This window comes from Streptomyces avicenniae, from assembly GCF_000719135.1.
GTDB classification, from domain to species: domain Bacteria; phylum Actinomycetota; class Actinomycetes; order Streptomycetales; family Streptomycetaceae; genus Streptomyces; species Streptomyces avicenniae.
In genome coordinates this window covers 109,718-134,420 of record NZ_JOEK01000008.1, presented here as the reverse complement: position 1 = coordinate 134,420, position 24,703 = coordinate 109,718, and the positions used below count along the sequence as shown (strand labels likewise).

The following is a 24,703-nucleotide window of genomic DNA, read 5'->3' as shown; positions in this document are numbered from 1 at the left end:
ATGGGTCAAGGGAAGCGTCGTCAGACGGACTTCATCTACAACGGCATGCCCGCCGGGGAACTGGGCAGCGACGGCTGGCGGAAGCCCTGGAGCGGCACCAACGGCGGGAACTGCGTCGAGGTCATGAAGCTGGCCGACGGCCGGGTGGCGCTGCGGCAGTCCACCGACCCGGAGGGCCCCGCCCTCATCTACACCCCCCACGAGATCGAGACGTTCATCCGCGGCACGAAGCGCGGCGAGGCGGACTTCCTCCTCGCCTGACCCCGGCGCGCGCGACGGCGGAACCCCCGGTCCCCAGGGGCCGGGGGTTCCGCCGTGCGCGGGGGGAGGCCGCGCGGCTCAGTGGTGGCTGCGCAGCGCCACCTCCTTGACGAAGACGGTCAGCACGAGCGCCGCCAGCGCGGCGGGCGCCGCGTACAGGAAGACGTCGCCGACGCCGTGGCCGTACGCGCTCTCCAGCACCGAGCGCAGCGGCAGGGGCAGCGCGTCCATGTCCGGGATGCCGCCGCCCGTCCCCCCGGCCGTGGCGGGGTCGATCCCGGCGTCGGCGAGCCCGTCCGCCGTGTAGGTGGTGACGCGGTTCGCCAGCAGCGCGCCGAGGGCGGAGACGCCGATCGCGCCGCCGAAGGAGCGGAAGAACGCGACGACGGAGCTGGCCGCGCCGAGGTCCTTCGGCTCCACCTGGTTCTGCGTGGCGAGCACCAGGTTCTGCATCATCATGCCGATGCCCAGGCCCATCAGCGCCATGAAGACGGCGACGCGCCAGTAGGGGGTGTCGTAGCGGATCGTGCCGAGCAGGCCGAGGCCGGCCGTCACGAGCACGCCGCCGGTGACCAGCCAGTACTTCCAGCGGCCCGTGCGCGTGATGACCTGCCCCGAGACCGTCGAGGACACGAACAGGCCCGCGATCATCGGGATGGTCATGACGCCGGACATCGTCGCGCTGCGGTCCCGCGCCAGCTGGAAGAACTGACCGAAGTAGACGGTGCCCGCGAACATCGCGACGCCGACGAAGAGCGAGGCCACCGAGGTGAGGGCGATCGTCCGCACGCGGAAGAGCCGCAGCGGGATGATCGGGTCGCTCGCCCGGCTCTCCACGAGGAGGAAGAGCGCGGCGAGCGCCAGCGAGCCGCCGACCATCAGCGCGGTCTCGCCGGACGCCCAGGCGAACGAGTCGCCGGCCAGCGTGACCCAGATGAGCAGCAGGGAGACGGCGGCGCTGACCAGGAACGCGCCTGCCCAGTCGATGCGCACCTCGCGCCGGACGGTGGGCAGCCGCAGCGTGTGGTGCAGCACGAAGAGGGAGGCGATCGCGAACGGCACGCCGATGTAGAAGCACCAGCGCCAGCCGAGTCCCGGCGTGTCGGTGAGGACGCCGCCGATCAGCGGCCCGCTGACCGTCGCGACGGCGAACGTCGCGCCGAGGTAGCCGCTGTAGCGTCCCCGCTCACGCGGCGGGATCATCGCCGCGAGGATGATCTGCGAGAGGCCGACGAGCCCGCCGACGCCGAGACCCTGCACGACACGGACGGCGATCAGCATGGCCGGGCTCTGCGACAGGCCCGCGACGACCGAGCCCGCGACGTAGACGACCAGCGAGATCTGGATCAGCAGCTTCTTGCTGAACAGGTCGGCGAGCTTGCCCCAGATCGGCATCGACGCGGTCATCGCCAGCAGCGTGGCCGCCACGACCCAGGTGTACGCCGACTGGCCCCCGCCCAGGTCGGAGACGATCCGCGGCAGCGCGTTGGTGACGATCGTGGAGGAGAGGATGGCGGTGAACATGCCGAGCATCAGCCCGGACAGTGCGCGCATGATCTCCGGGTGGGTCATCGCGGCGGGGGCGCTCGGGGGCCCCTCGACTATGTCGGTCTGCGTCGTCGCGTCCTCACTGTGCGTGGTCACATTCTCCCCATCGGTAGCAACTCCGCGCTCGACGATACGACAAGATGCTTACTACACGTAAAGGTGTTGGGGAAAGCTTTAGCCTCCGCGCGGGCGCCGGTCAGTCGTCCTCGCCACGCCGCGCGCCCATCGGCGCCCGGACCAGCGTCTCGTCGGGGAAGCACCACCGCCAGTCCTCGCCGGGTTCGAGCGACTGGATGATCGGATGCCCCGTCGCGCGGGCATGGCCGCTGGCGTGCCGCAACGGCGAGTCGTCGCAGCACCCCACGTGCCCGCACGTCACGCACAGCCGCAGCTCCACCCACTCGCTGCCCGCCTCCACGCACTCGGGGCACACGTCGGTGTCCGTCTCCGTCACCCGGATCTGGTCGAGATGGGTGCACGACGTGCTGATGGTCTCCTCCCGCACGTACCGCCAGCCGGGACGCAGCAGCCAGTCGGGCATGAAGCGCGCCAGGTACTGCGACTTGGACGCCAGCAGCGGACTCAGGATCGCCAGTACCAGCACGTACAGCGCCACGAACGGCCCGATCCGGTGGTCGAGCCCCGCGCCCATCGCCAGCGTCGCCAGGATCAGCGAGAACTCCCCGCGCCCCAGCACCGTCAGCCCGATGTTCGCCGCGCCCCGCTGGTTGAAGCCGAACAGCCGCGCCGCCACGACACCGGCCGACACGTTCGCCAGCACCGTCAGCACGACGGCCGCCAGCACCGGTACCAGCACGGGCCCGAGGTCGGCCACGTCGATCGTCAGCCCGAACGTCACGAAGAACACCGCCGCGAACACGTCACGCAGCGGCAGCACCAGGCGCTCCACCCGCTCGTTCACCGCCGTGCGCGACACCACCAGGCCGATCATCAGCGCCCCGATCGCATCCGAGACCCCCACCTCCTGGGACAGGCCCGCCGAGATCAGGACCAGCCCGATCGTCAGCACGGCCAGCAGCTCGTCCTCCTGGCTGCCGATCAGCCCCTGCACGGCCCGCGCCCCGAACCTGGCCACGGCGAACAGCAGCAGCAGGAAACCGAAGCTGCGCGCCACGTCCTCCACCAGCGTCGCGACGCCCCCGCCGCCCGACAGCACGGGCGAGAGCAGCGCGAGGTAGAAGGCCAGGAACAGGTCCTCGATCACGATCACGCCCAGCAGGACCGGCGTCTCCGCGTTCGTCAGCCGGTGCAGCTCGATCAGCGACTTCGTGACGATCGCCGACGACGAGATGCCGAGCGCCCCCGCGACCACCAGCGCCTCGGGCACCCCCCAGCCCAGCGCGAAGCCCAGCAGCAGCCCCGCGCACATGTTCAGCGTGATGTAGCAGCCCGCCGTCGCGAACAGGCGCCGCCCTCCGCCCACCACCTGGTCCACCGGGAACTCCACCCCCAGGTGGAACAGCAGCAGCACCAGGCCGAGCGCCGCGAGCAGCGACAGCTCGCCGGGATGCTCCACCAGCACCGGCCCCGGGGTGCCGGGCCCCGTGACGATGCCGACGAGCATGTAGCACGGCACCGAGGGCAGCCCGAGACGCCGCGCGCCGCGCGCCAGGAGTCCCGCGAGCAGGACCGCGACGCCCAGGCCCAGCAGATCGGCCTCCGCCACCGGGGCCGCCCCCTCAGTCCTCGAAGAAGGTGGCCGACAGCACCGCGGCCACCTTGCGCGCCTGCTCCTCCGACAGCTCGATCACCGCCGTCGGGTCCGCCGACGCGGACGCGAACACGTAGAGGTCACGCACCCCGCCCGACCTGATGACCACCGAGATCCGCTGATCGGGGCGGCCCAGGTCGATGTCGTACCGCTTGCCCACCCCCGGCAGCTCCGTGACGTGCACACCTTTGCCCATGACGGCTCCTCACGTTCCGCCGGGCGCACCCGCGGGGGCGGCGCGCCGCCCCCGTACGCGTGCGACGCGGCGAATGTTGTGGATGTTCCGGATCCTCCCGATTCTCGCCCCCTGGTGCCGGGAAACCCGGAAGACAAGTCGCCGTGTCGATGTTCCGCGCCGCAGCCAACCGGGGGGACGCCCGGTGCGTCCCTGGGCGTGAGGGCGGGCGCACGTCCCGTCGCGACGGAGAGTGTCCGACCCATTGGGTACCGTGGGACGATCTTGGGCAGCAGGCAGTGAAGGGGCGCGCGACACATGAGGATCAGATGGCCGGAACGCCGCGGCCGACCGCTCGCCGCCGCAGCCGCGCTCGTCGTGCTGATAGGCGCCGGTACCTGGACCGCGCTCGCCGGTGACGGGCCCACCGTCCGGCACACCGACCAGGTCCTCGACCTGCCGACCGCCCCCGGCGAGGCGGCGACGGTCCGCATCGACACCTCGTTCTTCACGACGGGCTCCTCGGCGGACGGCGGCGGCGCCCGCCGCCCGGCCGTCCTCCTCGCCCACGGCTTCGGCGGCAGCAAGGACGACGTGCGCGACGAGGCGGAGGACCTCGCCCGCGCCGGATACGCCGTCATGACCTGGTCGGCGCGCGGCTTCGGCGACTCCACCGGCCGCATCGGGCTCAACGACCCGGACGCCGAGATCGCCGACATCAGCCGCCTGATCGACTGGCTCGCCGACCGGCCCGACGTCCTCCTCGACGCCGAGGGCGACCCCCGCGTCGGCATCACCGGCTCCTCGTACGGCGGCGCCGCCGCGCTGCTCGGCGCGGGCCACGACGACCGCGTGGACGCGATCGCCCCCCGCATCACCTACTGGGACCTCGCCGAATCCCTCTTCCCCGGCGGCGTCTTCAAACGCCTGTGGGCGGGCGTCCTGTTCACCACCGGCTCCACCGAGGCGGGCACGGACGGCACCGACGCGGACGGCGCCGCGGACGGCGAGGACGCCGCCGAGCCCGGCTGCGGCCGGTTCACCGCCGAACTGTGCGGCCTGTACGAACGCGTCGCCGTCGCCGGTACCCCCGACGAGGACGCCCTCGCGCTGCTCCACGACCGCAGCCCCGCCGCCGTCGCCGACCGCATCGACGTGCCGACCCTGATCACCCAGGGCCAGCACGACTCGCTCTTCCCCCTCGACCAGGCCGACGCCATGGCCACCGCCATCGCCGCCAACGGCGCGCCCGTCTCCGTTGACTGGGTCTGGGCGGGACACGACGGCGGCGTCTCCGAGGCAGGGCGCACCGAGGGCAGGATCACCGACTGGTTCGACCGCTACCTGCGCGAGGACCCCGGCGCCGACACCGGCCCGGCCTTCCGCGTCACCCGCGTCACCGGCTTCGACTCCACCAACGGCGACACGCTCCTCAGCAGCGCGTCGGGCGACCACTACCCGGGCCTCACCGGCACGGGCGACGTCTCCGTGCCCCTCGGCGGCGACGCCACGACCTTCGTCAACCCGCCCGGCGGCGCCCCGCCCGCCGTCTCGGCCGTCCCGGGGCTCGGCAACGTCGTGGGCAACCTCGCGGGCATCGGCCTCGGCCTCGCGCTCGACTTCCCCGGCCAGTACGCCCGGTTCGACTCGGAACCGCTGGACCACGCCGTGCACGTCACGGGAACCCCCACCGTGCGCGTGCGGATCACGTCCGACACCCCGTCCGTCGTCCTGTTCGCCAAGCTCTACGACGTCTCGCCCGACGGCGGGCAGCAGTCCCTGCCCGCCCAACTCGTCGCCCCCGTACGGCTGGACGGCACCGGCGAGGGCCGCACGGCGGAACTGACCCTCCCCGCCATCGACTACCCGTTCGCCTCCGGGCACCGCATGCGGCTGGTGCTGTCCACCACCGACATGGGGTACGCGTCCCCGGCCGAGCCCGCCACGATCACCGCCGAACCCACGGGCGACGGCCTCCTCCTGCCCACCGCGCCCGGCATCTCCACCGGGGGCACCGGCCTGCCCTGGTGGACCTGGGGACTGCCGCTCGCCGCCCTCGCCGTCGCCGCCGCGCTGCTGCTCACCGGCCGCCGCACCACCGCGGCGCCCGCCCCCGACCCGCGGCTCGCCGACGTCCCGCTGCGCATCACCGGCCTGAGCAAGCGGTACGCCCGCTCCGCCGACCGGTACGCCGTGCGTGACCTCTCCTTCCAGGTCGAACGCGGCCAGGTCCTCGGCCTGCTCGGGCCCAACGGCGCGGGCAAGACGACCACGCTGCGCATGCTCATGGGCCTGATCACGCCCGACAGCGGCGAGATCCGCGTCTTCGGCCACGCCGTACGGCCCGGCACGCCCGTGCTGTCCCGCGTCGGCGCCTTCGTGGAGGGCGCGGGCTTCCTGCCCCACCTCACCGGCCGGGCCAACCTGGAGCTGTACTGGCGTGCCACCGGCCGCCCGGCGGCGGACGCGCACCTGGACGAGGCCCTGGAGATCGCCGGACTCGGCACGGCCCTGGAGCGCGCCGTCCGCACCTACTCGCAGGGCATGCGGCAGCGCCTCGCCATCGCCCAGGCCATGCTGGGCCTGCCCGACCTCCTCATCCTGGACGAGCCGACGAACGGGCTCGACCCGCCCCAGATCCGCGCCATGCGCGACGTGATGACGCGCTACGCGGCGGACGGCCGCACCGTCATCGTCTCCAGCCACCTGCTGGCCGAGGTCGAACAGACCTGCACCCACCTCGTGGTGATGGACGGCGGGCGGCTCGTGCAGGCAGGGCCCGTCGAGACCATCAGCGGCTCGGGCGACACTCTCGTGGTCACCACGGGGGAGCCCGTCACCGACGCGCAGCTCGCCGAGATCGCCGCGCTCCCGGGCGTCGCCACCGCGGAACGCGGCGGGGACGGCCTGCTGGTGCGCCTCGACGGCCTCTCCGCCGCCGGGCTGATCGGCGACCTGGTACGCCTGGGCATCCCGGTGAGCGGCGCGGGACCGTACCGCCGCCTGGAGGACGCCTTCCTGACCCTCATCGGAGGTGCCCGATGACCCCGCCCGCCGGGCCCGGCACCGCCCCCACCACCGCCGCGCTGGACTCCGCGCCGGGCTTCACGCCACGGCGCACCCTGCCGGTGCGGGTGGAGGCCGTGCGCCAGCTGCGCCGCCGCAGGACCCTCGTCATCGGCGCGCTGCTCGCCCTGCTGCCCGCGGTGGTGGCGATCGCCTTCGCCGTCGGCGGCGCACCGGACGGTGGCGGCGAGTCCACCCTCGTGGACGCCGCCACAACGTCCGGGGTGAACTTCGCCGCCACCTGTCTGTTCCTGTCCGCCGGATTCCTGCTGGTGGTCCCCGTCGCGCTCTTCTGCGGCGACACCGTGGCATCCGAGGCAGGCTGGTCGTCCCTGCGCTACCTGCTGGCCGCGCCCGTCCCCCGGTCGCGGCTCCTGCTCGTCAAGCTGTGGGTGGCCCTGCTGTTCAGCGCCGCCGCCATGGTCCTGCTGCCGCTCGCCGCGCTCCTGATCGGCACCGCCGCCTACGGCTGGGGCCCGCTGTCCCTGCCCACCGGCGGCAGCCTGTCCGCCGGTGACGCCCTGGGCCGCATCGCCGTCACGGTCGCCTACCTCTTCCTGTCGCAACTCGTCACCGCCGCGCTGGCCTTCTGGCTGTCCACGGCGACGGACGCGCCGCTCGGCGCGGTCGGCGGGGCGCTGGGCCTCACCATCGTCGGCTCCATCCTCGACGCCATCACCGCGCTGGGCGACTGGCGCGAGTTCCTGCCCGCCCACTGGCAGTTCGCCTGGACCGACGCCTTCCAGCCGGAGCTGGAGTGGGGGGCCATGACGCGGGGCGTGTCCGTCTCGGTCGCCTGCGCCGTCGTCTTCCTCGCGCTGGCCTTCCGGGGCTTCCGCCGCAAGGACATCGTGTCCTGAGCGCGGCCCGTCGGCCGGGTCAGTCCGCGACCCGGCCGCCGCCCGCCTCGATCAGGTCGAGCAGTTCCTCGGCCGCGTGCTCGACCAGTTCAGGACGCCCCGGCCGCACCAGCTTGCCCGCCCGGTCGCCGTACCCGGGCGACACGTTGTAGCGCGAGCCGTCCACCCGCATCGTCACGGTCATCCCGCCGGAGAACCGGGCCTTCCCCGCCTTCACGTTGCTCACCGGCGCGCTCGCGATCAGGTGCCGGTCGGACCCCAGCAGGTTCAGCACGCCGTCCTCGACCGTGACGTAGCCGTGCTGCGCGACCGGCCGGATCCCCTTGCCGATCTGCACCTCGTCGAACACTCGCGCGTACTTTCCGTCGGTGGTCATACCCTTTCTCCGATCTTCCGTCATCCGGAATACATCGGTTACCCCGTTCTACGCCGTGAAACCAGGCCGTCACCCCAGCACCGGCCCCCCGGCCGCCGCGTCGGACCCAGGACCCGCCGGTCCACGGAACGCCCCCGACAGCTCCCGGTCGCCCCCCACCAGCGTGAACGAACCGTCCTGGTGCACCGTCACCTCGACCGACAGCGGGTCGTCCTCCGCGTAGGGCCAGGCGGCCAGATTCTCGCCCGCCTGGATCTCCAGCACCCCCGTGCCGCTCTCGCCCGAAGGACTCCGCCCGTCCACCCCGCCGCCGTCCACGAGCTGGATCAGCCCCACCGTCCCGATCCGCACCCGCGCCACCCCGTGCGTCGCGTGCGCCGTCCCGACGTGGACGCGCGTCCCGGCGGCGACGGGGTACTCGACCACCACGGGCAGCCGCGAGTCGTTGGTGACGGTGCCGAAACCCCACATGTCGTGCTCCATCCGCAGGGAGGGGGAGGATTGCCAGTGGCGAAAGCCTCCCCCCGCGCCCGCCCGGCGGCCACCGCGCCCGCTCCGGGCCGGGCGCCACTCCACCCCAGCGGCCCAGCGCCCCGACCCGACCGGCCCATCCGCCGGGACGGCCCCTCAGCGCCCGCGCCGCCCCGCCAGCAGTTCCTCGAACAGCTCCGACCAGCGCCGCCCGATCACCTCGGGCGCGTACCCCTGCACGGTCGCCAGCGCCGCGTCCCCCATCCGCGCGCGCAGCGCCTCGTCCGCCATCAGCCGCCGCATCGCCCCGGCGAGCCCGCCGACGTCACCCGGCGGCACCAGCAGCCCGTCCGTGCCGTGGGTCAGCACGTCGGCGGGCCCGGTCGGACAGTCGAAGCTCACGACCGGCACCGCGTGCGCCATGGCCTCGATCATCACCATCGGCAGGCCCTCGGCCCGCGAACTCAGCACGTAGAAGGACGCCTTGGACAACTCCTCGTCCAGCTGGTCGGTCTTCCCCATCAGGAACACCTGGTTGTACAGATGGTGTTTCTCGATGAGTTTCCGCAACTGTTTCCTGCGGTCGCCCTCGCCGTAGATCCGCAGCTGCCAGTCGGGGAATTCCCCGGCCACCTCGGCGAAGGCCGGGATCAGCAGGTCGAAGCCTTTCTGGGGCCGCAGCCGCCCCGCCGCCACCGCGATCCGCCCGGCACAGGTGGACGGCTTCTGCTTCAGCGAGTGCACGGCGTTCGGGATGCGCTCCACCCGCGCCCCCGGCGCCGCGACCCGGTAGTCGTCCTGGTCCCGGTGGGTCAGCACACTGATGGCCTCCACCCGCGGGTACCAGCGCGCGATCGCCGCCCGCACGTCGTCCTGGTGCACCCCCAGGTTCATGTGCTCCTGCGCCACACGCACCACACCGCCCGTCGCGAACCGCGCGGACAGCAGGTTCAGCGCCGGACGCGTCGTGACGAGCACCCCGTCCGTCAGCTGGGCGAGGTAGGAGACGAGCTTCCGCTCCAGACCCCGGTCGAACGCCCCGTAGCCGCTCTCGCCCGGCGGCACCCAGCGCGGCGGCCTGGCCGCGAGCCGCGCGGCCCGCCGCGCGCGCAGCCGCCCCGCCCCGCGCCCCGGCCGGGGCGGCACCCGGCCCGCACCGGCCCGCCGGTCGTCCAGCGCCGTCAGCCGCACCCGCGGGTCGAGCGTGAAGTACGGCTTGTCGGCGCGCCGTACGACGCTGACGACCCGGACGTCGTGCCCCGCGGCGGCGAGGGCGTTGGCCTGCGTGAAGACGGTGCGGATCGTCCCGCCCATGCCGTAGGCGTGCAACAGCAGGTAGCGGATCTTCATCGCTTCGGCCGGACCTCGACCGACAGGTTGTCCTTGACGGTGTAGTACGGCCGCACGAGGACCGCCGTGTCCGTCCTGCTGACGGACTGGCCGGGAAACACCATGATCTCCTTCTTGCCGGTGACGCCGTCCAGGAACCTTCCGGCCCGCAGCCGCGCGGAGCCGTCCGCCAGCCACACGTCCCAGCGGGCGGGCAGCCGCAGGGCCTCCGGCGCGAGGTCGGCCACCGGCAGCGTGACGTCGAAGCGCGCGCCGTCCAGCCGCGCCGGGTACCGCAGCCGCCAGGGACGGCCCCGGTCCTCCCGCAGCACGAACTGGACCGACCACTCGCGCGCCTCCGCCGTCCGCGTCCGCAGCCGCCCGAGCGCGCCGCGCGCCGCGTGGCCGGGCGGGGGACCGTGCAGGCGCCCCACCAGCCGCAGCCGCCCGTCGCGCGGCCACACCTCGTCGATCTCCGCGTGGCCGCTCACCGCGCGACACCACCGGGCGCCGCCGCGTACTCCCACGCGTCGCACATCTCGCGCAGCACGGCGGGCACCGCGTCCGCCTCCGGCAGCTCACGGCCCGGCTGGACGCGGCCGGTGCGGATCTTGTCCCGCCAGTCGCCGAGCCCCTTCTCCAGCCCGTCGATCTCCCGCGCGCGCCCCGCGCCGTACTCGACCATGCCCGGCTCGAACTCCTCGCCGAGGAACGCGCACAGGGCCCGCAGCGCCGCCTCGGGATCGTCCGTCAGCTCCTCGTAGCGGACGGTGTGGCCCGGCAGCGCGGCGCGGGCCCGCTCGACGGCCCGCATGTAGCGCAGCGCGTCGTGCGCCGCCTGCTCGGGGTCGCGGCGCACGGGGTCGGCCTCGTGCCAGGACCGCGCGATCGCGGCGGGGTGGCGCAGCAGGAAGACGAACCGTGCGTCCGGCCAGCAGGCGGCCAGCCGGTCGTGGACGAACGCGTTGCTCGGCGTCTTCTCCACGAGGCACTGCTTGCCGGAACGGACCAGCTCGCGGTGCAGGACGCGGTCCCACAGCAGGTGCTCCAGGTCGGTCCTGCCGAGGTCGAGCACCGACAGGGCGCGTTCGGCGAGCCGGGTCCCGCAGCGCACCTCAAGCCGCCGGAAGTGCAGCTCGTGCGGCGCGTGCAGCCGCGAGTGGGCGCCCAGCGCCATGCGCAGCAGCGTCGAGCCCGAGCGGACCGGGGCGATGACGAACACGGGCCGCCGCAGCAGCCGGTCCGTCGAGGGGTGCGCCGGGGCGCGGTAGGCGGGCGGCTCGGGCCTTGCGGCGGGGACGGTCGTGCGGGCGGCGGGCTCCCGGGCCGCCGGGGGACGGACGCGGCAGACCCGGAATCCGGTCGCCGAGCCGAGTGCGGCATTGATTTTCCGTAGCAGAGTCATCGCTGTGTACCGAACACCAAGTGGGGTTAGAACAACGGAATGTCCTTCAGGTTTGTTCTTACACCAGAAATCGAGGCGCGGGAAAACCCCGCGCTCCTCGGCGCGTTGGCGTGACGGTCCGCGAAACGGAAACGCTCACTCGCGCGGGTGAATTACGGCGCGAGTGAGCGGGACCGGAAAAGGGGACGGGGGAGCGGGCGCTACGCCGCCGGGGCGCCGCGCCCGTGCCTCACTCCTCGCCCTCGAACGCGTCGCCGATCTCGTCGATGATCTCCGCCGCGACGAAGCCGCCGACGACACCCGCCGCCACCCCGGCGACCACGGCCCCGGCCCCGGGGCCACGGCGGTGGTCGTCGTGGTCGCCGTGGCCGTGGTGGTGGCCCTCGTGCTGGCCGTAGGCCGGGCGCTGCCCCCCGGCCAGCTGCCCCACCCACGAGTTCACCAGCGCCGTGAAGTCGGTGCTGCCGACGTCGTGGTGCGCGACCGTGTAGCGGTTGAGCGCGTCGTGCCCCTGCGAGAACCAGCCGCCGCGCTTGTCCGCCTCCAGGACGACCTCAAGGCCCGCCGGCGAGGCGAGGAAGCTGATCTCCAGCTCCTGGATCGCGTGCGCGTACTGCGGGGAGGGCGTCAGCTCGATCTCCTGGTAGAACGGCAGGGTCTGTCCGGTGCCGCCGATGCGGCCCAGCTCCAGGTCGGCGGAGCGGAAGCCGAAGCCGAGCTGCCCGAACGCCTCCAGCACGGCCTCCTGCACGGGCAGCGGCCTGACGAGCAGCTGGTCGAGGTCGCCCTTGTCCACGGCGCCCGCGACCGCAAGCTCCGTCCGCACCCCCAGCACGATGCCGAGCGGCTGCCCGTACAGCTCGGTGATCGGCGTCTCCCACGGGACGGGCAGCGAGAACGGCACCTCGACCGACTGGCCCTCCGCGAGGCGGAAGCCGCCGCCGACCTGGGCGCGGTCGAAGACGACGGTGCCCTCGCTCTCCTGCTCCTGCCCCTCCGCCTCGACACGGGCGATGAAGTCGAGGGTGATGTGGCTGATCTCCACGTCCATGGAGCCGCCCTGCACGAGCACCCGGCCGGTCAGCAGCGAACCGGGCACCACGGCCCCGCTGTCGAGGACCGTGTCCACCGAAGGGCCACCCACGCCGATTGCCCCGAGCAGCCGTTTGAACACCATCCCGGTGTCTCCTTCGTGTCATGTCGTGTGTCAGTGGTCGAGCCGCCACGGCCGTCCCGCGGCAACTGTCGTGCGCCGAAAGGCCGGTGGTCACGCTATCGCGCGCACCGGCCGTCCTCGGGAAGGACGCGGGAGATGCCCCGGGTGGTTCAATCCCGCACCGATCCGGTCCTTTCCGGCCCCCGCGAGGACCGGAACCGCTGCGTGTCCGGACGGGTGCGGTCGGCACAGGTTCCCTGGAGATCGCCCATGAGTACGATGACCGTCGATGAGCCGAACAGGTGACGGACACGGTGGGACGGACGGCCGGACGGCCGGTACCGTCGCCGCCCGCTGCCTGCTCGTCCTCGTCACCCTGCTGTGCGCCTTCGGCCTGTGCACACCGGCCGCGGACGCCGCGGGGCACAGCGCCGCCGGGCAGCCGCCCGCCAGCACACGGGCCGAGCCGCTCGACGCCTACGAGGACCCGGCCGACACCTGTCACGGCACCCCCAGGGCGGCGGTCAGCCCGGTCCTGCCCGGCCCCGTCGCGCTGCACGTCCCCCCGCAGGACCCGCCGCCGCCCGCCGTGCGGCCGGTCGCCGAGGGCCGCGTCACCGGGCCCGTGCACGACGCCACGCCCGCGGTGGACCTCCACCGGCTCCAGGTCCACAGGACGTGACGGGAAGTCCCGTGCCATCCGCCGACGTACCCACCCGACCCACCCACCCGTGACAAGGACTTCCCCATGGGCACCAACAAGACGAAGCGCGGGCCCGCCGCCGACCGCCGCGCCAAGATAGCCGAGGCGCGCCGCCTGGAGCAGGCGCGCGACCGCCGCAACCGCACGATCACGATCGTCGCCGTCGTGGTCCTCCTCGCCGCCATCGTCGGCGGCGGCGCCTGGCTCGTCGCCACGACCGGCGGCGACGACGAGACCCCGGCCGCCGACGCCGCCAACGTGCAGGGCGAGGAGGTCTACTCCGACCTCGGCCGCGACCACGTCCAGGAGACCGTGGACTACCCGCAGACCCCGCCGGTCGGCGGCAACCACAACCAGGCGTGGATGAACTGCGACGGCGACGTCTACACCGAGGCGATCCCGAACGAGAACGCCGTCCACTCCCTGGAGCACGGCGCCGTCTGGATCACCTACAACGACTCGGCCGCCGAGGGCGACGTCGAGTCGCTGAGCGAGCGCGTCTCCTCCACCCCCTACACCCTGCTGAGCCCGGTCGCCGACCAGGAGAGCCCCATCACGCTCACCGCCTGGGGCCACCAGCTCGGCCTGGACAGCGCCGACGACGAGCGCATCGACGAGTTCCTTGAGGCGTACGTCTCGGGCCCGCAGACCCCTGAGCCGGGCGCCGCGTGCACCGGCGGGATCGGGCAGTGACGGCGCTCGGCCGCCGGTGGCTGACGGCGGCGAGCGGCCTGGCCGCCGTCGCCGCGCTGCTGCTCGTCGCCCTCGCGGCGTTCGCCCGCGCCGACTCGGGGCCCTCGGTCCCGGCGGCGGACTCGGCGGACGTCGGCTTCGCCCAGGACATGGCGATCCACCACCAGCAGGCGGTGGAGATGTCGTTCCTCGTCCGCGACCGCACCGACGACGAGGAGGTGCGGCTGCTCGCGTACGACATCATCAACACGCAGGCCAACCAGCGCGGCATGATGCTCGGCTGGCTGCGCAGCTGGGACGCGCCCGTGGCGTCGGGCGGCGCGCCGATGGGCTGGATGGCTGAGATGTCCGAGGGTGGTCACGGGGCGCACGAGGCGCCGGACGGTGCCCTCATGCCCGGCATGGCCACCGACGCGCAGCTCGACGAGCTGCGGGCCGCCTCGGGCCGTGACGCCGAGGTGCTGTTCCTCGAACTGATGACGGTGCACCACCGCGCCGGTGTCGAGATGGCCGAGGCGGGTGCCGAGCTGGCCTCGACGGACGAGATCCGGGACCTCGCCGCCGGGATGGCGGCGGCCCAGGAGTCGGAGATCGGGCTCATGACGGATCTCCTGACGGCCCGCGGCGCCGCGCCGCCGCCCGCCGACTGACCCGTGGGGGGCGGCGCCGCGCCGGGATGCGCGCCGCCGCCCCCGGCGGGACGATGGCCCGATGGGCATCACCGTCACGGACAACGAGGACGCGGGCCGCTTCGAGGCCACGGACGACGACACGGGCGTGGTCGCGGGCTTCGCCGACCACCTGCGGGACGACCGGCTCGCCGTCTACCCGCACACCGAGGTGCGCCCCGAGTACGAGGGCCGCGGCATCGGCGGGTCGCTGGCCCGCGCCGCCATGGAGGACACGCGGCGCCGTGGCCTGCGGGCGCTCGTCGTCTGCCCCTTCCTCACCGACTGGCTGACGCGCCACCCCGAGTACGACGACCTCACCTTCCGGCCGGGGAGCAGCGCCTCCGACTGACGGCGCCCCGGCCGCCCGGAGCGGTCACAGGCCGCGCAGCCGGTCCACCTGGCGGCGCTCCCGCTTCGTCGGCCGTCCCGTGCCCCGGTCCCGCAGCCCGGCGGGGGCGGGGGCCTCGACGCGGGGCGGGGGCGGCGGGCTGTTGTCGAGATAGCACTCGACGGCCACGGGGGCGCCGACGCGCTTGCTCAGCAGGCGCTTGACCACGACGATCCGCTCCCGCTCGCCCTGCCGCACCCGCACCTCGTCGCCGACCCGTACGTGCTGCGCGGGCTTGGCCCGCTCGTCGTTGATCCGCACGTGCCCGCCCCGGCAGGCGGTGGCCGCCTGGGAGCGGGTCTTGGCGAGCCGGACGGACCAGATCCAGCTGTCCACGCGCACGGTGCTCTGCTCGGTGTGCCCCGGCTCGGGGCGGGGACGGTTCTCTGGCACGGCCATACAGGCGACTCTAGGCCCTGCCCGGCGGGTGCGGTCCAGGACCGCCTTCCGTGCCCAGGTCCCGGGCGGTGCGGCCCCGCGGCGACGGGCGGCGGCTGCTCACTCCTCCCCGTCGGCGGAATGCAGCTGGAAGTCGATGACGACGCTACCGACCTGTCCGTCCTCGGTGCGGCCGATCCAGACGGGGTAGGACCCGTCGCCCTCGCCCGCGCGGAAGGCGATGACGTTCGGCTCGGTCCCCGTGCCGGGCAGCTCGACGCTGACACGGCTGTTGAGGGGGAGGAACACGTTCTCGTCCAGTATGTCCTCGGCCACCGTCCTGGTCGCGTCGAGGAAAGCCGCTGTGCCGGTGTCCACGCCGACCCCGTAGAACTGGCCCTCGCCGAGCAGCTCCATGTCCTCGTCGGGCAGCAGGGCCATCTCCCACGCGTGGGGCGGGGTGTCCAGGAACGTCACCCTGGCCGCGGCGACATCGGCCCCGTGTACCGTGCGCAGGAGCGACAGCGTGACCGGGTACTCGCCCGGTGGCACGGCGACGGCCCGTGGGGTCTCGTCGATCCAGCCGGGGTCCGAGATCACCAGCTGCCCCGACGGAATCCGCAGCACGCCGGCGTCAACGGGCTCGACGGCGGCCGGACCCTCAGGCGTTGCGCACGACCCCGGGGTGAACAGCCGCTCGATCCCGGTGGCGCGCAGCGGTCCCGACCCCTCGTCCACCGACACGTCGTTCAGGACCACGTCCGCGGCGGGCTCGTGGCCCTGCTGCGCGAGGAACGGCACGAACACCTGCCAGTCCCCGAACTCCGGTGCGGGGCAGAGGAAGCCCTCGACGGGCGCCGTGAACCGTCGCACGTGCGGTGGCTCCGTCGCCGCGCCGCTCGGCCCGGCGAGCTCGGACTTCACCTCGACCAGCCCGTCGGGCGAGACGGTCGTGGTCTCCTGGACATCCCACTTCCCGTACGCGTACTCCTGCTCGCCGGAGAACTGCCATCGGGTGTTCCGCCGAGCCAGCAACTGCCCCGTGCCGTGCGGTGTGAAGTCGATCGTCTGCATGCGCCAGGACCTGTCGTCGTACATGTACACGCGCCACATCCGGCCCGGCCAGTACTCGACCACTGCCAGCGGTCGTTCCCGGGTGGACAGCAGAACCGCGTAGTCGATCCCGGCGGCGTGCTTGCGTGCCGCCAGCGCGCTCGACATCGGGTCCGGATGGGTCGTTCCCCGATGGGGACCCCACAACTCTCCGTACGACACATCGAGACTGTTGAACTTCACAGCCGCGCATCCCCTTCCGTGGCACCCGTCATCCCCGAGCAGTGGCACGCGACGGGTCACCCCCGCGCCCCTGCCCTGCCGACGCTCTGTCGTGCCGCCAGTCTGGCACCGGGGTCTGACACAGACGTTCGTGGGAGCCCCCGTGACCTGCGGTGACGCGTCCCCGCCGTCACGTGTTCCGAGCCCCGCAGCCGCCAACTCCGCACGGTAGGCGAAGGGTTGTCCACAGGCCCGGTGCGCGGGCGCGGGAAGCATCCGGCCGTCGCCGCGGTTCTGTGCACGGAGTGGTCCGAGGAGTGCCGACCAGAGGGGCGAGGCCGTGTCAGAGCTGTTCACCGAGGAGATACGCAGGCTGCTCGACGGGAGGAACTTCGCCACCGTCGCGACGCTGAACCGCGACGGCGGGCCGCAGACCTCCGTGGTCTGGATCGCCAGGGAGGGGGACACGGTGGTGTTCTCCACGACGGCCGGGCGCCAGAAGGCGCGGAATCTCGCGCGGGACCCACGCGTCAGCCTCACGGTGTTCGACGTCGCGGACCCGTACCGGTCCGTGGACATCCGTGGCACGGCCGAACTGATCGACGACCCGGAGAAGTCACTGCCGCGCACGCTCTCCCGGAAATACCTGGGCGAGGACCCGCCCGCCGAGCCGGACGACGTGCTCCGGCTGATCGTCCGGGTGACCCCGCGGAAGGTCACGGGATTCTCCCTCTGAGCTTCATGGACGCGTGCCCGCCCGGACGGCCGCGGTGCCGGGACGTCAGGCGTCCGGGACGGGCCTCACCAGGCCCGTCCCTCCGGGAGGCGGGCCGCGCCTGGAGCGGACAGGTGCAGCACCTCGTAGCGTTCGGTGGCCGCCTCGTCCGCCGCCACGGTGTCCTCCCACAGGACGAACCGCATCAGCTGCCAGGACCGCGGGTCGAGGGCCAGGGCGACGGTGTGCACGTCGTCGCGGCGGGCGATGCCGTGCAGTTCCTCCACCTCCCGTTCGACCGCGGTGCTCAGGCCGAGCCCGTCGGCGCCGGTGTCGGGGTCGGCAGGGAGGGAGGTGAGGCGGCGCGACGCCGCCTTGGGGAACGCCGCGCGGGCCGGTCCCGCGTGGCAGGCGATCCCGGTCCACTGGTGGACGGCGGGCCGCCCGAAGTCGCGGACGATGTTCTGGAATCCGCCGCCGCCGAAGAGGAAACGGGCCATCGCGCCGGTGTCGTTCCACAGGTAGAAGGGCGCGTACTGGTTGACCGGCGAGCCGTCGATGCCGCGCTCACGGATGCCGTACGCCTTGAGGGCCAGTCCGGCGCGGTCGTCGAGGGCGTGCCCTCCGGCGGCCACCCGCCTGCGGATGATTCCCATGTCGTAGTCGGCGGGCAGGGTGATCTCGTACTGCATGGCGTACATGGGGCGTGGTGCCTTTCTGGGGCGGACGAGAGACGCGACGGGGGAAGCTTCCGTCACGCGTCGGCGGTCGTGGTGTGCGCGGCCAGCAGCCCGAGGACCCCGGTGATCGCCTGGTCGAACGGGGCCGCGGAGTCGGCGGCGCGGGCCAGCACGTAGCCGCCCTGGAGCACCGCGACGATCGTCGCCGCGGTGGCCTGCGGGTCGAGCGCGGCGGCCAGTTCGCCGCTCGCACGCCCCTGCTCCAGCACCTCGGCGAGACGCCCGCGCAGCCAGGCGAGGGTCTCCTGGACGGGGGCGCGCAGGGCGGGGTCGGCCATGAGGTCCGCGTCCTGGGTGAGGCCGCCGACGGGGCAGCCCTTGAGGACGTCACGCTCGCGGCGCAGGTACGCGTCGATCCGCTCCGCGGCGCCGCCAGGGGCGGAGAACTGCGCCTCGGCCTTGGCGCGCATCTCCTCGGCGGTGCGGGTGAGCGCGGCGAGCGCGAGGTCGTGCTTGCCCGTGAAGTGGTGGTACATGCTGCCCTGCCCGGCCCCGGCCCGCTGCTGGATGGCCTTGGGGCTGGTGGCGGCGTAGCCCCGCTCCCACAGCAGTTCCCTGGTGCTCTCGACGAGGCGTTCCGCGGTGCTCATGCGGCTGAGTGTACATACCAGTAGGTACAGTCGGGGTGCGGCTGCTGTGGTCGGGTGCTCCCGGAGCCCTACGGCCGCTCCGCCCCGTACAGCACGTCCCAGGCGGTCAGGGTGGTCTCGGCCGTGCGCTCCAGTTCGGCGCGGGTGGCGCCGTCGCGGGCGCGGATGGACATGCCGTGCAGGACGGCGCCGAGGAACGCGGAGGCCGCCGCCGTGTCGGTGCCCGCGGGGACGTCGCCGTCACGGACGCCCTGTTCCAGCCGCCGGGTCAGTGCCTCGTCGCCCTCGCGCCGCCACCCGGAGAGGAAGTCGCGGGCGGGGGAGTTGGCCTGCGAGCAGTTCAGCGCGGCGACGACGATCATGCAGCCGGTGGGCCTGCCGGGCTCGGTGCAGGCGCGGGCGGTCTCGCGCAGCACCGTGGCGACGGCCGCCCGCGCCGTGGGCTCCTCGCTCAGGGCGCGGGTGACGGCCGTGCCCTCCGTGGCGTCGTACAGCGCGACGGCCTCGCGGAACAGCTCCTCCTTCGAGCCGAAGGCGGCGTACAGGCTGGGGGAGTTGATGCCCATGGCCGTGGTCAGCTCGCCCATCGTCGCGCCCTCGTAGCCCAGCGCCCAGAAGACCTCCATCGCGCGGGCGAGTGCCGCGCCGCGGTCGAAGCCCCTGGGGCGTCCCCGTGGCCGTCCGCCGGGCCGTGCCGCCGTGGTCATCCGTCCCACCGCCTTTCTGTGTCGCTCGTCAAACATATGCCTTGACGTGCGGCGTCGGCCAGGTGCAAGATTTCTGTGCTGACCGACACAGAAATGAGGCACCCCCATGAACGAGCCGTCAGGCGTGCTCACCGGCACCACCGCCCTGGTGACGGGCGGAAGCAGGGGCATAGGCGCCGCCATCGTCCGGCGGCTGGCGCGCGAGGGGGCCGACGTGGCCTTCACCCACGTCAGCGCCGCCGGGGCGGAGCGGGCGGCCGCCGTGCTCGCCGACGTCGAGGCCGCCGGGCGTCGCGGTCTCGCGATCCGCGCCGACTCCGCCGACCCGCGGGCCGTGACCGCAGCCGTGGAGCGGACGGTCGCCGCGTTCGGCCGCCTGGACATCCTCGTCAACAACGCGGGCGTCGCCCCGATGGGCCCCGTCGAGGACGTCACCGCCGAAGAACTCGACCGCGCGCTGAACGTCCACGTCCGCGCCGCGTTCGTCGCGGCGCAGGCCGCCGTCCCCCATCTCCCCGAGGGCGGACGCATCATCAGCATCGGCAGCAACCTGACCGAACGCGCCCATTTCCCCGGCATCGCCCTGTACGCCATGACCAAGTCGGCGCTCTCCGGCCTGACCCGGGCGCTCGCCCGGGAGTTGGGCCCGCGCGGCATCACGGCCAACGTCGTCCACCCCGGCTCGACCGACACGGACATGAACCCCGCGTCCGCCCCCGAGGCCGACGCCGAACGCGCCCTCACCGCCCTGGGCCGCTACCTGGAGCCGGACGACATCGCCGCCACCGTCGCCCACCTGGCCGGCCCAGGCGGGCGCGGCATCACCGGCGCGGCGATCACCGTGGACGCGGGGGCGAACGCGTAGCGGCGGCGCACCCGCCCGTCCTGTGACGGGAGTGGCGCGGGGGGCGGTCGATCCCGGGGGGCCGTCTGACAGAGTGAGGGCGCACAGCGAGCCGATCCGGGCGGAGGACGGAATGCACACGCGCCTACGGACATGGGGTCTGGTGACGGTGGTCCTGCTGGGCACCGCGGCCTGCGGCGGTGGCGACGGCGGGCCGCAGGGCCCGGACGGCGGCGCCTCCGCGTCGTCCGACGCCGTCCCCCAGCCCGACTCCGGCATCACCGAGCCCTCGCCCGACGAGGGGCTGACCGACCCGCAGCCGGACGACACGGGCCTCGGCGGCAACGACCCACGGCCCGGCGCCTCCGGCTCCGTGCCCGGCACGCCGCAGGACCCGTCCACCGAGCCGGACCCGGAGGACGACACGCCGACGCCCGACGCGTCCGACGGCTCGGCCGCCGAGGACGCCCTCCGGCTCTTCTGCGAACTCGCCCGCTCCTACGAGGAGGACTGGGACGCGCAGACCGAGGCCCTCTGCTCCCCCTTCCTCGACGGCTGACGCCCGCCCCCGCCGCCCCGCGTCAAAACCGGTTGCGGCGGCGGCAGTTGGCGCGTGACCCTCGGTCCCTGGCCATCGGGTGAGGGGAGAGGCGCGTGCTGTCGGAGGCGCAGATCGAGGCGTTCGTACGGGACGGGCACCTCCGTCTCGACGGCGCCGTGCCGCGCGCGGTCGCCGAGCGCTGCCGCGACGAGCTGTGGGCGGCCACCGGGTGCGACCCCGACGACCCGGCCACCTGGACGCGGCCCGTCGTCCGGCTCGGCGGCTTCGCCACCCCGCCGTTCCGCGAGGCGGCCAACTCCCCGGCGCTGCACGAGGCGTTCGACCAGCTGGCCGGCCCAGGGCGCTGGATCGCGCCGCAGGGCCTCGGCACCTTCCCCGTCCGCTTCCCGAGCGACGAGCCGCCGGGCGACGACGGCTGGCACCTGGAGGCGAGCTTCGCCGGCGACGCGGGGGAGTACCGCGTCAGCCTCGCCTCACGCGGCCGGGCGCTGCTGATGCTGTTCCTCTTCTCCGACGTCGGCCCCGACGACGCCCCCACCCGCATCCGCAGCGGCTCCCACCGGGACGTCCCGCCGCTGCTGGCGGGCGCGGGCGAGGCGGGACGGCCGTGGGACGAGCTGTGCGCCGACGCCGTACCGGCCAGCGCGCACCGCCCCGTCACGCTCGCCACCGGCGGCATCGGCGACGTCCACCTGTGCCACCCGTTCCTCGTCCACGCCGCGCAGCCGCACCGGGGCCGCGTGCCGCGCCTCATGGCGCAGCCGCCGCTCGTGCCGGTCGGGGAACTCGACCTGTCGGGTGCCGCGCCCACGCCCGTCGAACGCGCCGTGCTCGACGGGCTCGGCGCGCCCGGCGGGCGGGCGGCTCAGGAGCCGTCGCGGTAGGTCTCCAGCAGGCGCAGCCAGATCTCGCTCATCGTCGGGAACGCCGGGACGGCGTGCCACAGCCGCTCGACCGGCACCTCGGCCGCCACGGCGATCGTCGCCGCGTGCAGCAGCTCGCCGACTCCCGGCCCGGTGAACGTCACGCCGACCAGCGTCCGCCGCTCCTCGTCCACGACCATCCTGGCCCTGCCCTTGTAGCCGTCCGCGTGCAGCGCGGCGCCCGAGACGGAGCCCAGGTCGTAGTCCACGGCGCGGACGCGGCGGCCCGTCTTCTGCGCCGCCTCTGCGGTCAGGCCGACCGACGCCACCTCGGGCTCGGTGAACACGACCTGCGGCACGGCCGTCGCGTCCGCCGTCGCCGCGACCGTCACCGGACGGCCCTGCGCCCGCGCCGCGATCGCCTCGCCCGCGATCCGCGCCTGGTACTTGCCCTGATGCGTCAGCAGCGCCCGGTGGTTGACGTCCCCCACCGCGTACAGCCACCCGCCCTCGACGCCGTCCACCAGCAGCGTGTCGTCCACGATCAGCCAGGAGCCCGGTTCGAGACCGACCGTCTCCAGGCCGATGTCCCCGGTACGCGGGCTGCGGCCGGTCGTGAACAGCACCTCGTCCGCGACCAGTTCGCCCTTGTCGCCGTCCAGGACCAGCGTCACGGGGCCGTCGGGGTCCGGCCTGCGCAGCTCGGTCACGGACGTCCCCGTCCGCACGTCCACGCCCCGCGCCGCAAGGCCCTCCGCCACCAGGTCACCGGCGAACGGCTCCATGCGCGGCAACGGCCGCTCGCCGCGCAGCAGCAGCGTCACCTCCGAGCCGAGCGCGCTCCACGCCGCCGCCATCTCGGCGCCGACGACCCCGCCGCCGACGATCGCCAGCCGCCCCGGCACCGTACGGGCCGACGTCGCCTCGCGGCTCGTCCACGGCCGCGCCTCGTCCAGCCCCGGGAGGCTGGGCAGCCGCGGGTCGCTGCCGGGGCAGACCGCCACGGCGTGCCGCGCCCGGTACTCCTCGCCGTTCACCACGACCGTGCGCGGCCCGCTCAGCCTGGCGTCGCCGCGGATCAGCTCGATCCCGGCCGACTCCAGCCACGAGACCTGCCCGTCGTCCTTCCAGTCGCTGGTGAACGAGGTGCGCCGCTCCAGCACCGCGGCCGCGTCGAGCCGGCCGTCCCCGACCGCCTCACGGGCGCCGCCGACGGCCTTGGCCGCGTCCAGCGCGGCGGACGACCGCAGCAGCGCCTTGCTCGGGATGCACGCCCAGTACGAGCACTCGCCGCCGACCAGTTCGCGCTCCACGACCACCGTGCGCAGTCCGGCGGCGCTCGTGCGGTCGGCGACGTTCTCCCCGACCGGTCCCGCCCCGATGACGATGACGTCGTACTCGTTGCTGCCGCTGCCGCTGTCGCTCATCAGAAAGATCTCCTCCACCAGCCGACGAACCGCCCCCACCGTAGGCGAGGCGGCCCCGGGACACGGCGGTCAGGATGCCCCGGACACCTCCGGTGCAAGCCAAACGGCGGTGTCGGGCGGCAGGGCCCCGTCCGGCGTGAGCGGCCCTGCGGCCAGCACGACGCGTTCCCCGGCGGGCAGGGGCAGCGGCGCGTCCCCGAAGTTCACGCGGCACACCAGCGCCGCGCCCTTGCGGAACGCCAGCTCGCCCGGCCGCGCCGGGAGCCAGGCGAACGACACGTCGCCCCGCGCCGCGCGCCGCAGCCGCAGCGCCTCGCGGTACAGCTCGTGGAACGACCCCGGCCGCCCGCGCTGCGCGGCCACGGACCGCTCGCCCCACCCGGCGGGCTGCGGCAGCCAGGCGGCGGCGCCGGGACCGAAGCCGTACGACGGCCCGTCCGTCGTCCACGGCATCGGCACGCGGCAGCCGTCGCGCCCGCGCACGCGGTGCCCCGTCCGCTCCCACATCGGGTCGCGCAGCGCCGCCTCCGGCAGGTCCGTGACCTCGGGAAGGCCCAGTTCCTCGCCCTGGTAGAGGTAGCTGGTGCCCGGCAGCGCCAAGGTCAGCAGCGCGGCGGACCGTGCGCGCAGCTCCCCGGCCGCCACGTCGGGCGGCGGGTCCTCGCCACCGGCCGTCAGCCAGGCGCGGTGGTCGGTGCCGGACGGCAGCGCGTAGCGGGTCAGGTGGCGCATCACGTCGTGGTTGGACAGGACCCACGTCGGCAGGGCGCCGACCGAGCCCGCCTCGGCGAGCGAGGTGTCGATGACCTCGCGGAAGGCCGCCGCGTCCCACGGACAGCGCAGGAAGAAGAAGTTGAACGCCTGGTGCAGCTCGTCGGGCCGCGTGTACAGCGGCAGCCGGTGGGCGCTGACGCCCGCCTCGGCGACGGTCACGCGCGGCGGCGCGTACGAGTCGGTGATCTTCCGCCAGGCGCGGTACACCTCGTGCACCTCGTCGCGGTCCCAGAACGGGTGGTCGTCGCCCTCGGGCGGCGCGTTCAGCGGCGCCGTGTCGCTGCCGTGCGTGTCGCGCAGCGGCGGCGTGAGGTCCTTGCGCAGGCCGTGCGCCACGTCGATGCGGAAGCCGTCCACGCCCATGTCGAGCCAGAACCGCAGCGTCTTCTCGAAGTCGGCCCAGACGTCGCCGTTCTCCCAGTTCAGGTCGGGCTGCTCGGCGGCGAAGATGTGCATGTACCACTGCCCGTCCGGCACGCGCGTCCAGGCCGGGCCGCCGAACTTCGACTGCCAGTCCGCCGGGGGCAGCTCCCCGTCCGCGCCGCGCCCGTCGCGGAAGACGAACCGGTCCCGCGCCGCCGATCCCGGCGGCGACGCCAGGGCCTCGGCGAACCAGGGGTGCCGGTCGGAGAGGTGGTTCGGCACGACGTCGATGATCACGCGCAGGCCCAGGGCGTGCGCGCGGGCCAGCAGCTCGCGGAAGTCGTCCAGCGTGCCGTGCCGGGGATCGACGTCCCGCGGGTCGGCCACGTCGTAGCCCGCGTCGGCCCAGGGCGAGGGGTAGAACGGCGTGAGCCACACGGCGTCGGCGCCCAGCTCGGCCACGTGGTCCAGCCGCCCGGCTATGCCCCGCAGGTCGCCGATGCCGTCGCCGTCGGAGTCGGCGAAGCTCGGGACGTAGATCTGGTAGACGACGGACTCGCGCCACCAGTCCGCCGTGGTGGTGTGCGTCACGGTGACCTCTCGGGAAGACGAACGGATGCGGCGGTGCCGC

At 73.9% G+C, this 24,703-nt stretch carries 27 protein-coding genes; 11 read left to right on the top strand and 16 right to left on the bottom strand.

Going from position 1 to position 24,703, the window contains the following annotated elements:
• Window positions 1–261, top strand: a complete 261-nt coding sequence (locus tag IF27_RS14460; RefSeq protein WP_052849977.1) for a DUF397 domain-containing protein — start codon at window positions 1–3, stop codon at window positions 259–261.
• Window positions 262–339: 78 nt separating this feature from the next.
• On the opposite strand, the gene IF27_RS14455 is transcribed toward IF27_RS14460, so the two are convergent.
• From IF27_RS14455 to IF27_RS14445, 3 genes are all read right to left on the bottom strand, one after another.
• On the bottom strand, window positions 340–1,833 hold the full coding sequence (locus IF27_RS14455; protein ID WP_110945914.1) for an MDR family MFS transporter: 1,494 nt from the start codon (window positions 1,831–1,833) through the stop codon (window positions 340–342).
• 172 nt (window positions 1,834–2,005) lie between these two features.
• Window positions 2,006–3,496 carry a cation:proton antiporter domain-containing protein gene (locus IF27_RS14450; RefSeq protein WP_110945887.1) on the bottom strand — a complete coding sequence of 497 codons (1,491 nt, stop codon included), beginning with the start codon at window positions 3,494–3,496 and terminating at the stop codon, window positions 2,006–2,008.
• Window positions 3,497–3,509: 13 nt separating this feature from the next.
• Window positions 3,510–3,737: a cation:proton antiporter regulatory subunit gene (locus IF27_RS14445; protein ID WP_052849976.1), complete on the bottom strand. Its 228-nt coding sequence runs from the start codon at window positions 3,735–3,737 to the stop codon at window positions 3,510–3,512.
• 297 nt (window positions 3,738–4,034) lie between these two features.
• Between IF27_RS14445 and IF27_RS14440 the strand changes: the two genes are divergently transcribed.
• Both IF27_RS14440 and IF27_RS14435 read left to right on the top strand, forming a co-directional pair.
• Window positions 4,035–6,761, top strand: a complete 2,727-nt coding sequence (locus IF27_RS14440; RefSeq protein ID WP_052849975.1) for an alpha/beta fold hydrolase — start codon at window positions 4,035–4,037, stop codon at window positions 6,759–6,761.
• Window positions 6,758–7,642, top strand: coding sequence for an ABC transporter permease (locus IF27_RS14435; protein ID WP_052849974.1), 885 nt, complete (start codon window positions 6,758–6,760; stop codon window positions 7,640–7,642). The genes IF27_RS14440 and IF27_RS14435 overlap by 4 nt, the downstream gene beginning before the upstream one ends.
• A 19-nt stretch (window positions 7,643–7,661) precedes the next feature.
• Here IF27_RS14435 and IF27_RS14430 read toward each other — a convergent pair whose 3' ends face one another.
• From IF27_RS14430 to IF27_RS14405, 6 genes are all read right to left on the bottom strand, one after another.
• Window positions 7,662–8,018, bottom strand: a complete 357-nt coding sequence (locus IF27_RS14430; protein ID WP_190232958.1) for a hypothetical protein — start codon at window positions 8,016–8,018, stop codon at window positions 7,662–7,664.
• A gap of 69 nt (window positions 8,019–8,087) precedes the next feature.
• The gene (locus IF27_RS14425) at window positions 8,088–8,489 is read right to left on the bottom strand and encodes a hypothetical protein (RefSeq protein WP_052849972.1); all 402 of its coding nucleotides are present in this window, start codon (window positions 8,487–8,489) and stop codon (window positions 8,088–8,090) included.
• Between the two features lie 156 nt (window positions 8,490–8,645).
• Entirely contained in the window at window positions 8,646–9,839 is a 1,194-nt protein-coding gene (locus IF27_RS14420; RefSeq protein ID WP_052849971.1) for a glycosyltransferase family 4 protein, read from the bottom strand.
• Window positions 9,836–10,309: a hypothetical protein gene (locus IF27_RS31080; protein ID WP_052849970.1), complete on the bottom strand. Its 474-nt coding sequence runs from the start codon at window positions 10,307–10,309 to the stop codon at window positions 9,836–9,838. The genes IF27_RS14420 and IF27_RS31080 overlap by 4 nt, the downstream gene beginning before the upstream one ends.
• Window positions 10,306–11,223 (bottom strand): sulfotransferase family protein, encoded by a 918-nt coding sequence (locus IF27_RS14410; protein ID WP_052849969.1) that lies wholly within the window; start codon window positions 11,221–11,223, stop codon window positions 10,306–10,308. The genes IF27_RS31080 and IF27_RS14410 overlap by 4 nt, the downstream gene beginning before the upstream one ends.
• Window positions 11,224–11,452: 229 nt before the next feature.
• On the bottom strand, window positions 11,453–12,400 hold the full coding sequence (locus IF27_RS14405; RefSeq protein ID WP_052849968.1) for a sporulation protein: 948 nt from the start codon (window positions 12,398–12,400) through the stop codon (window positions 11,453–11,455).
• Window positions 12,401–12,668: 268 nt separating this feature from the next.
• On the opposite strand from IF27_RS14405, the gene IF27_RS14400 reads away from it, so the two are divergent.
• The 4 genes from IF27_RS14400 (at window position 12,669) to IF27_RS14385 (ending at window position 14,795) form a co-directional block, all read left to right on the top strand.
• Window positions 12,669–13,061: a hypothetical protein gene (locus IF27_RS14400; RefSeq protein ID WP_052849967.1), complete on the top strand. Its 393-nt coding sequence runs from the start codon at window positions 12,669–12,671 to the stop codon at window positions 13,059–13,061.
• 66 nt (window positions 13,062–13,127) lie between these two features.
• Complete coding sequence (locus tag IF27_RS14395; RefSeq protein ID WP_052849966.1) at window positions 13,128–13,775, top strand: DUF3105 domain-containing protein; 648 nt, start codon at window positions 13,128–13,130, stop codon at window positions 13,773–13,775.
• Window positions 13,772–14,425, top strand: coding sequence for a DUF305 domain-containing protein (locus IF27_RS14390; RefSeq protein WP_052849965.1), 654 nt, complete (start codon window positions 13,772–13,774; stop codon window positions 14,423–14,425). The genes IF27_RS14395 and IF27_RS14390 overlap by 4 nt, the downstream gene beginning before the upstream one ends.
• Window positions 14,426–14,486: 61 nt before the next feature.
• Window positions 14,487–14,795, top strand: coding sequence for a GNAT family N-acetyltransferase (locus IF27_RS14385; protein WP_052849964.1), 309 nt, complete (start codon window positions 14,487–14,489; stop codon window positions 14,793–14,795).
• A 24-nt stretch (window positions 14,796–14,819) separates the two neighbouring features.
• On the opposite strand, the gene IF27_RS14380 is transcribed toward IF27_RS14385, so the two are convergent.
• Window positions 14,820–15,233, bottom strand: a complete 414-nt coding sequence (locus IF27_RS14380) for an RNA-binding S4 domain-containing protein (RefSeq protein ID WP_052849963.1) — start codon at window positions 15,231–15,233, stop codon at window positions 14,820–14,822.
• Between the two features lie 99 nt (window positions 15,234–15,332).
• The gene (locus IF27_RS14375; RefSeq protein WP_052849962.1) at window positions 15,333–16,433 is read right to left on the bottom strand and encodes a DUF4241 domain-containing protein; all 1,101 of its coding nucleotides are present in this window, start codon (window positions 16,431–16,433) and stop codon (window positions 15,333–15,335) included.
• Window positions 16,434–16,827: 394 nt separating this feature from the next.
• Here IF27_RS14375 and IF27_RS14370 point away from each other — a divergent pair, with 394 nt between their 5' ends.
• A complete protein-coding gene (locus tag IF27_RS14370; RefSeq protein WP_052849961.1) occupies window positions 16,828–17,223 on the top strand; it encodes a PPOX class F420-dependent oxidoreductase in 396 nt (131 codons plus the stop codon).
• Between the two features lie 65 nt (window positions 17,224–17,288).
• On the opposite strand, the gene IF27_RS14365 is transcribed toward IF27_RS14370, so the two are convergent.
• The 3 genes from IF27_RS14365 to IF27_RS14355 all read right to left on the bottom strand — a co-directional run bounded on the left by IF27_RS14365 (window position 17,289) and on the right by IF27_RS14355 (window position 19,239).
• Window positions 17,289–17,903 carry a DUF4865 family protein gene (locus tag IF27_RS14365; RefSeq protein WP_052849960.1) on the bottom strand — a complete coding sequence of 205 codons (615 nt, stop codon included), beginning with the start codon at window positions 17,901–17,903 and terminating at the stop codon, window positions 17,289–17,291.
• Window positions 17,904–17,956: 53 nt separating this feature from the next.
• Window positions 17,957–18,532, bottom strand: coding sequence for a TetR/AcrR family transcriptional regulator (locus IF27_RS14360; RefSeq protein ID WP_052849959.1), 576 nt, complete (start codon window positions 18,530–18,532; stop codon window positions 17,957–17,959).
• A gap of 68 nt (window positions 18,533–18,600) precedes the next feature.
• Window positions 18,601–19,239, bottom strand: a complete 639-nt coding sequence (locus tag IF27_RS14355; RefSeq protein ID WP_052849958.1) for a TetR/AcrR family transcriptional regulator — start codon at window positions 19,237–19,239, stop codon at window positions 18,601–18,603.
• A 106-nt stretch (window positions 19,240–19,345) separates the two neighbouring features.
• Here IF27_RS14355 and IF27_RS14350 point away from each other — a divergent pair, with 106 nt between their 5' ends.
• From IF27_RS14350 to IF27_RS14340, 3 genes are all read left to right on the top strand, one after another.
• A complete protein-coding gene (locus tag IF27_RS14350) occupies window positions 19,346–20,104 on the top strand; it encodes an SDR family NAD(P)-dependent oxidoreductase (RefSeq protein WP_052849957.1) in 759 nt (252 codons plus the stop codon).
• A 112-nt stretch (window positions 20,105–20,216) separates the two neighbouring features.
• Window positions 20,217–20,642 (top strand): hypothetical protein, encoded by a 426-nt coding sequence (locus tag IF27_RS14345; protein WP_190232957.1) that lies wholly within the window; start codon window positions 20,217–20,219, stop codon window positions 20,640–20,642.
• Between the two features lie 98 nt (window positions 20,643–20,740).
• A complete protein-coding gene (locus IF27_RS14340) occupies window positions 20,741–21,529 on the top strand; it encodes a phytanoyl-CoA dioxygenase family protein (protein ID WP_420822012.1) in 789 nt (262 codons plus the stop codon).
• Here IF27_RS14340 and IF27_RS14335 read toward each other — a convergent pair.
• Together IF27_RS14335 and IF27_RS14330 are read right to left on the bottom strand one after the other, a co-directional pair.
• Entirely contained in the window at window positions 21,511–22,935 is a 1,425-nt protein-coding gene (locus IF27_RS14335) for a dihydrolipoyl dehydrogenase family protein (RefSeq protein ID WP_052849954.1), read from the bottom strand. The genes IF27_RS14340 and IF27_RS14335 overlap by 19 nt on opposite strands.
• Window positions 22,936–23,004: 69 nt before the next feature.
• Window positions 23,005–24,663, bottom strand: coding sequence for a glycoside hydrolase family 13 protein (locus IF27_RS14330; protein ID WP_110945885.1), 1,659 nt, complete (start codon window positions 24,661–24,663; stop codon window positions 23,005–23,007).
• Window positions 24,664–24,703: the final 40 nt, after the last annotated feature.

Bases quoted from the DNA above. Each gene is read 5' to 3' on its own strand.
- IF27_RS14460 (WP_052849977.1), top strand. From the start codon at position 1: ATGGGTCAAGGGAAGCGTCGTCAGACGGACTTCATCTACAACGGCATG.
- IF27_RS14455 (WP_110945914.1), bottom strand. From the start codon at position 1,833: ATGACCCACCCGGAGATCATGCGCGCACTGTCCGGGCTGATGCTCGGC.
- IF27_RS14445 (WP_052849976.1), bottom strand. From the start codon at position 3,737: ATGGGCAAAGGTGTGCACGTCACGGAGCTGCCGGGGGTGGGCAAGCGG.
- IF27_RS14440 (WP_052849975.1), top strand. From the start codon at position 4,035: ATGAGGATCAGATGGCCGGAACGCCGCGGCCGACCGCTCGCCGCCGCA.
- IF27_RS14435 (WP_052849974.1), top strand. From the start codon at position 6,758: ATGACCCCGCCCGCCGGGCCCGGCACCGCCCCCACCACCGCCGCGCTG.
- IF27_RS14430 (WP_190232958.1), bottom strand. From the start codon at position 8,018: ATGACCACCGACGGAAAGTACGCGCGAGTGTTCGACGAGGTGCAGATC.
- IF27_RS14425 (WP_052849972.1), bottom strand. From the start codon at position 8,489: ATGTGGGGTTTCGGCACCGTCACCAACGACTCGCGGCTGCCCGTGGTG.
- IF27_RS14420 (WP_052849971.1), bottom strand. From the start codon at position 9,839: ATGAAGATCCGCTACCTGCTGTTGCACGCCTACGGCATGGGCGGGACG.
- IF27_RS14410 (WP_052849969.1), bottom strand. From the start codon at position 11,223: ATGACTCTGCTACGGAAAATCAATGCCGCACTCGGCTCGGCGACCGGA.
- IF27_RS14405 (WP_052849968.1), bottom strand. From the start codon at position 12,400: ATGGTGTTCAAACGGCTGCTCGGGGCAATCGGCGTGGGTGGCCCTTCG.
- IF27_RS14400 (WP_052849967.1), top strand. From the start codon at position 12,669: ATGAGCCGAACAGGTGACGGACACGGTGGGACGGACGGCCGGACGGCC.
- IF27_RS14395 (WP_052849966.1), top strand. From the start codon at position 13,128: ATGGGCACCAACAAGACGAAGCGCGGGCCCGCCGCCGACCGCCGCGCC.
- IF27_RS14385 (WP_052849964.1), top strand. From the start codon at position 14,487: ATGGGCATCACCGTCACGGACAACGAGGACGCGGGCCGCTTCGAGGCC.
- IF27_RS14380 (WP_052849963.1), bottom strand. From the start codon at position 15,233: ATGGCCGTGCCAGAGAACCGTCCCCGCCCCGAGCCGGGGCACACCGAG.
- IF27_RS14375 (WP_052849962.1), bottom strand. From the start codon at position 16,433: ATGTCGAGCGCGCTGGCGGCACGCAAGCACGCCGCCGGGATCGACTAC.
- IF27_RS14365 (WP_052849960.1), bottom strand. From the start codon at position 17,903: ATGTACGCCATGCAGTACGAGATCACCCTGCCCGCCGACTACGACATG.
- IF27_RS14360 (WP_052849959.1), bottom strand. From the start codon at position 18,532: ATGAGCACCGCGGAACGCCTCGTCGAGAGCACCAGGGAACTGCTGTGG.
- IF27_RS14355 (WP_052849958.1), bottom strand. From the start codon at position 19,239: ATGACCACGGCGGCACGGCCCGGCGGACGGCCACGGGGACGCCCCAGG.
- IF27_RS14350 (WP_052849957.1), top strand. From the start codon at position 19,346: ATGAACGAGCCGTCAGGCGTGCTCACCGGCACCACCGCCCTGGTGACG.
- IF27_RS14345 (WP_190232957.1), top strand. From the start codon at position 20,217: ATGCACACGCGCCTACGGACATGGGGTCTGGTGACGGTGGTCCTGCTG.
- IF27_RS14335 (WP_052849954.1), bottom strand. From the start codon at position 22,935: ATGAGCGACAGCGGCAGCGGCAGCAACGAGTACGACGTCATCGTCATC.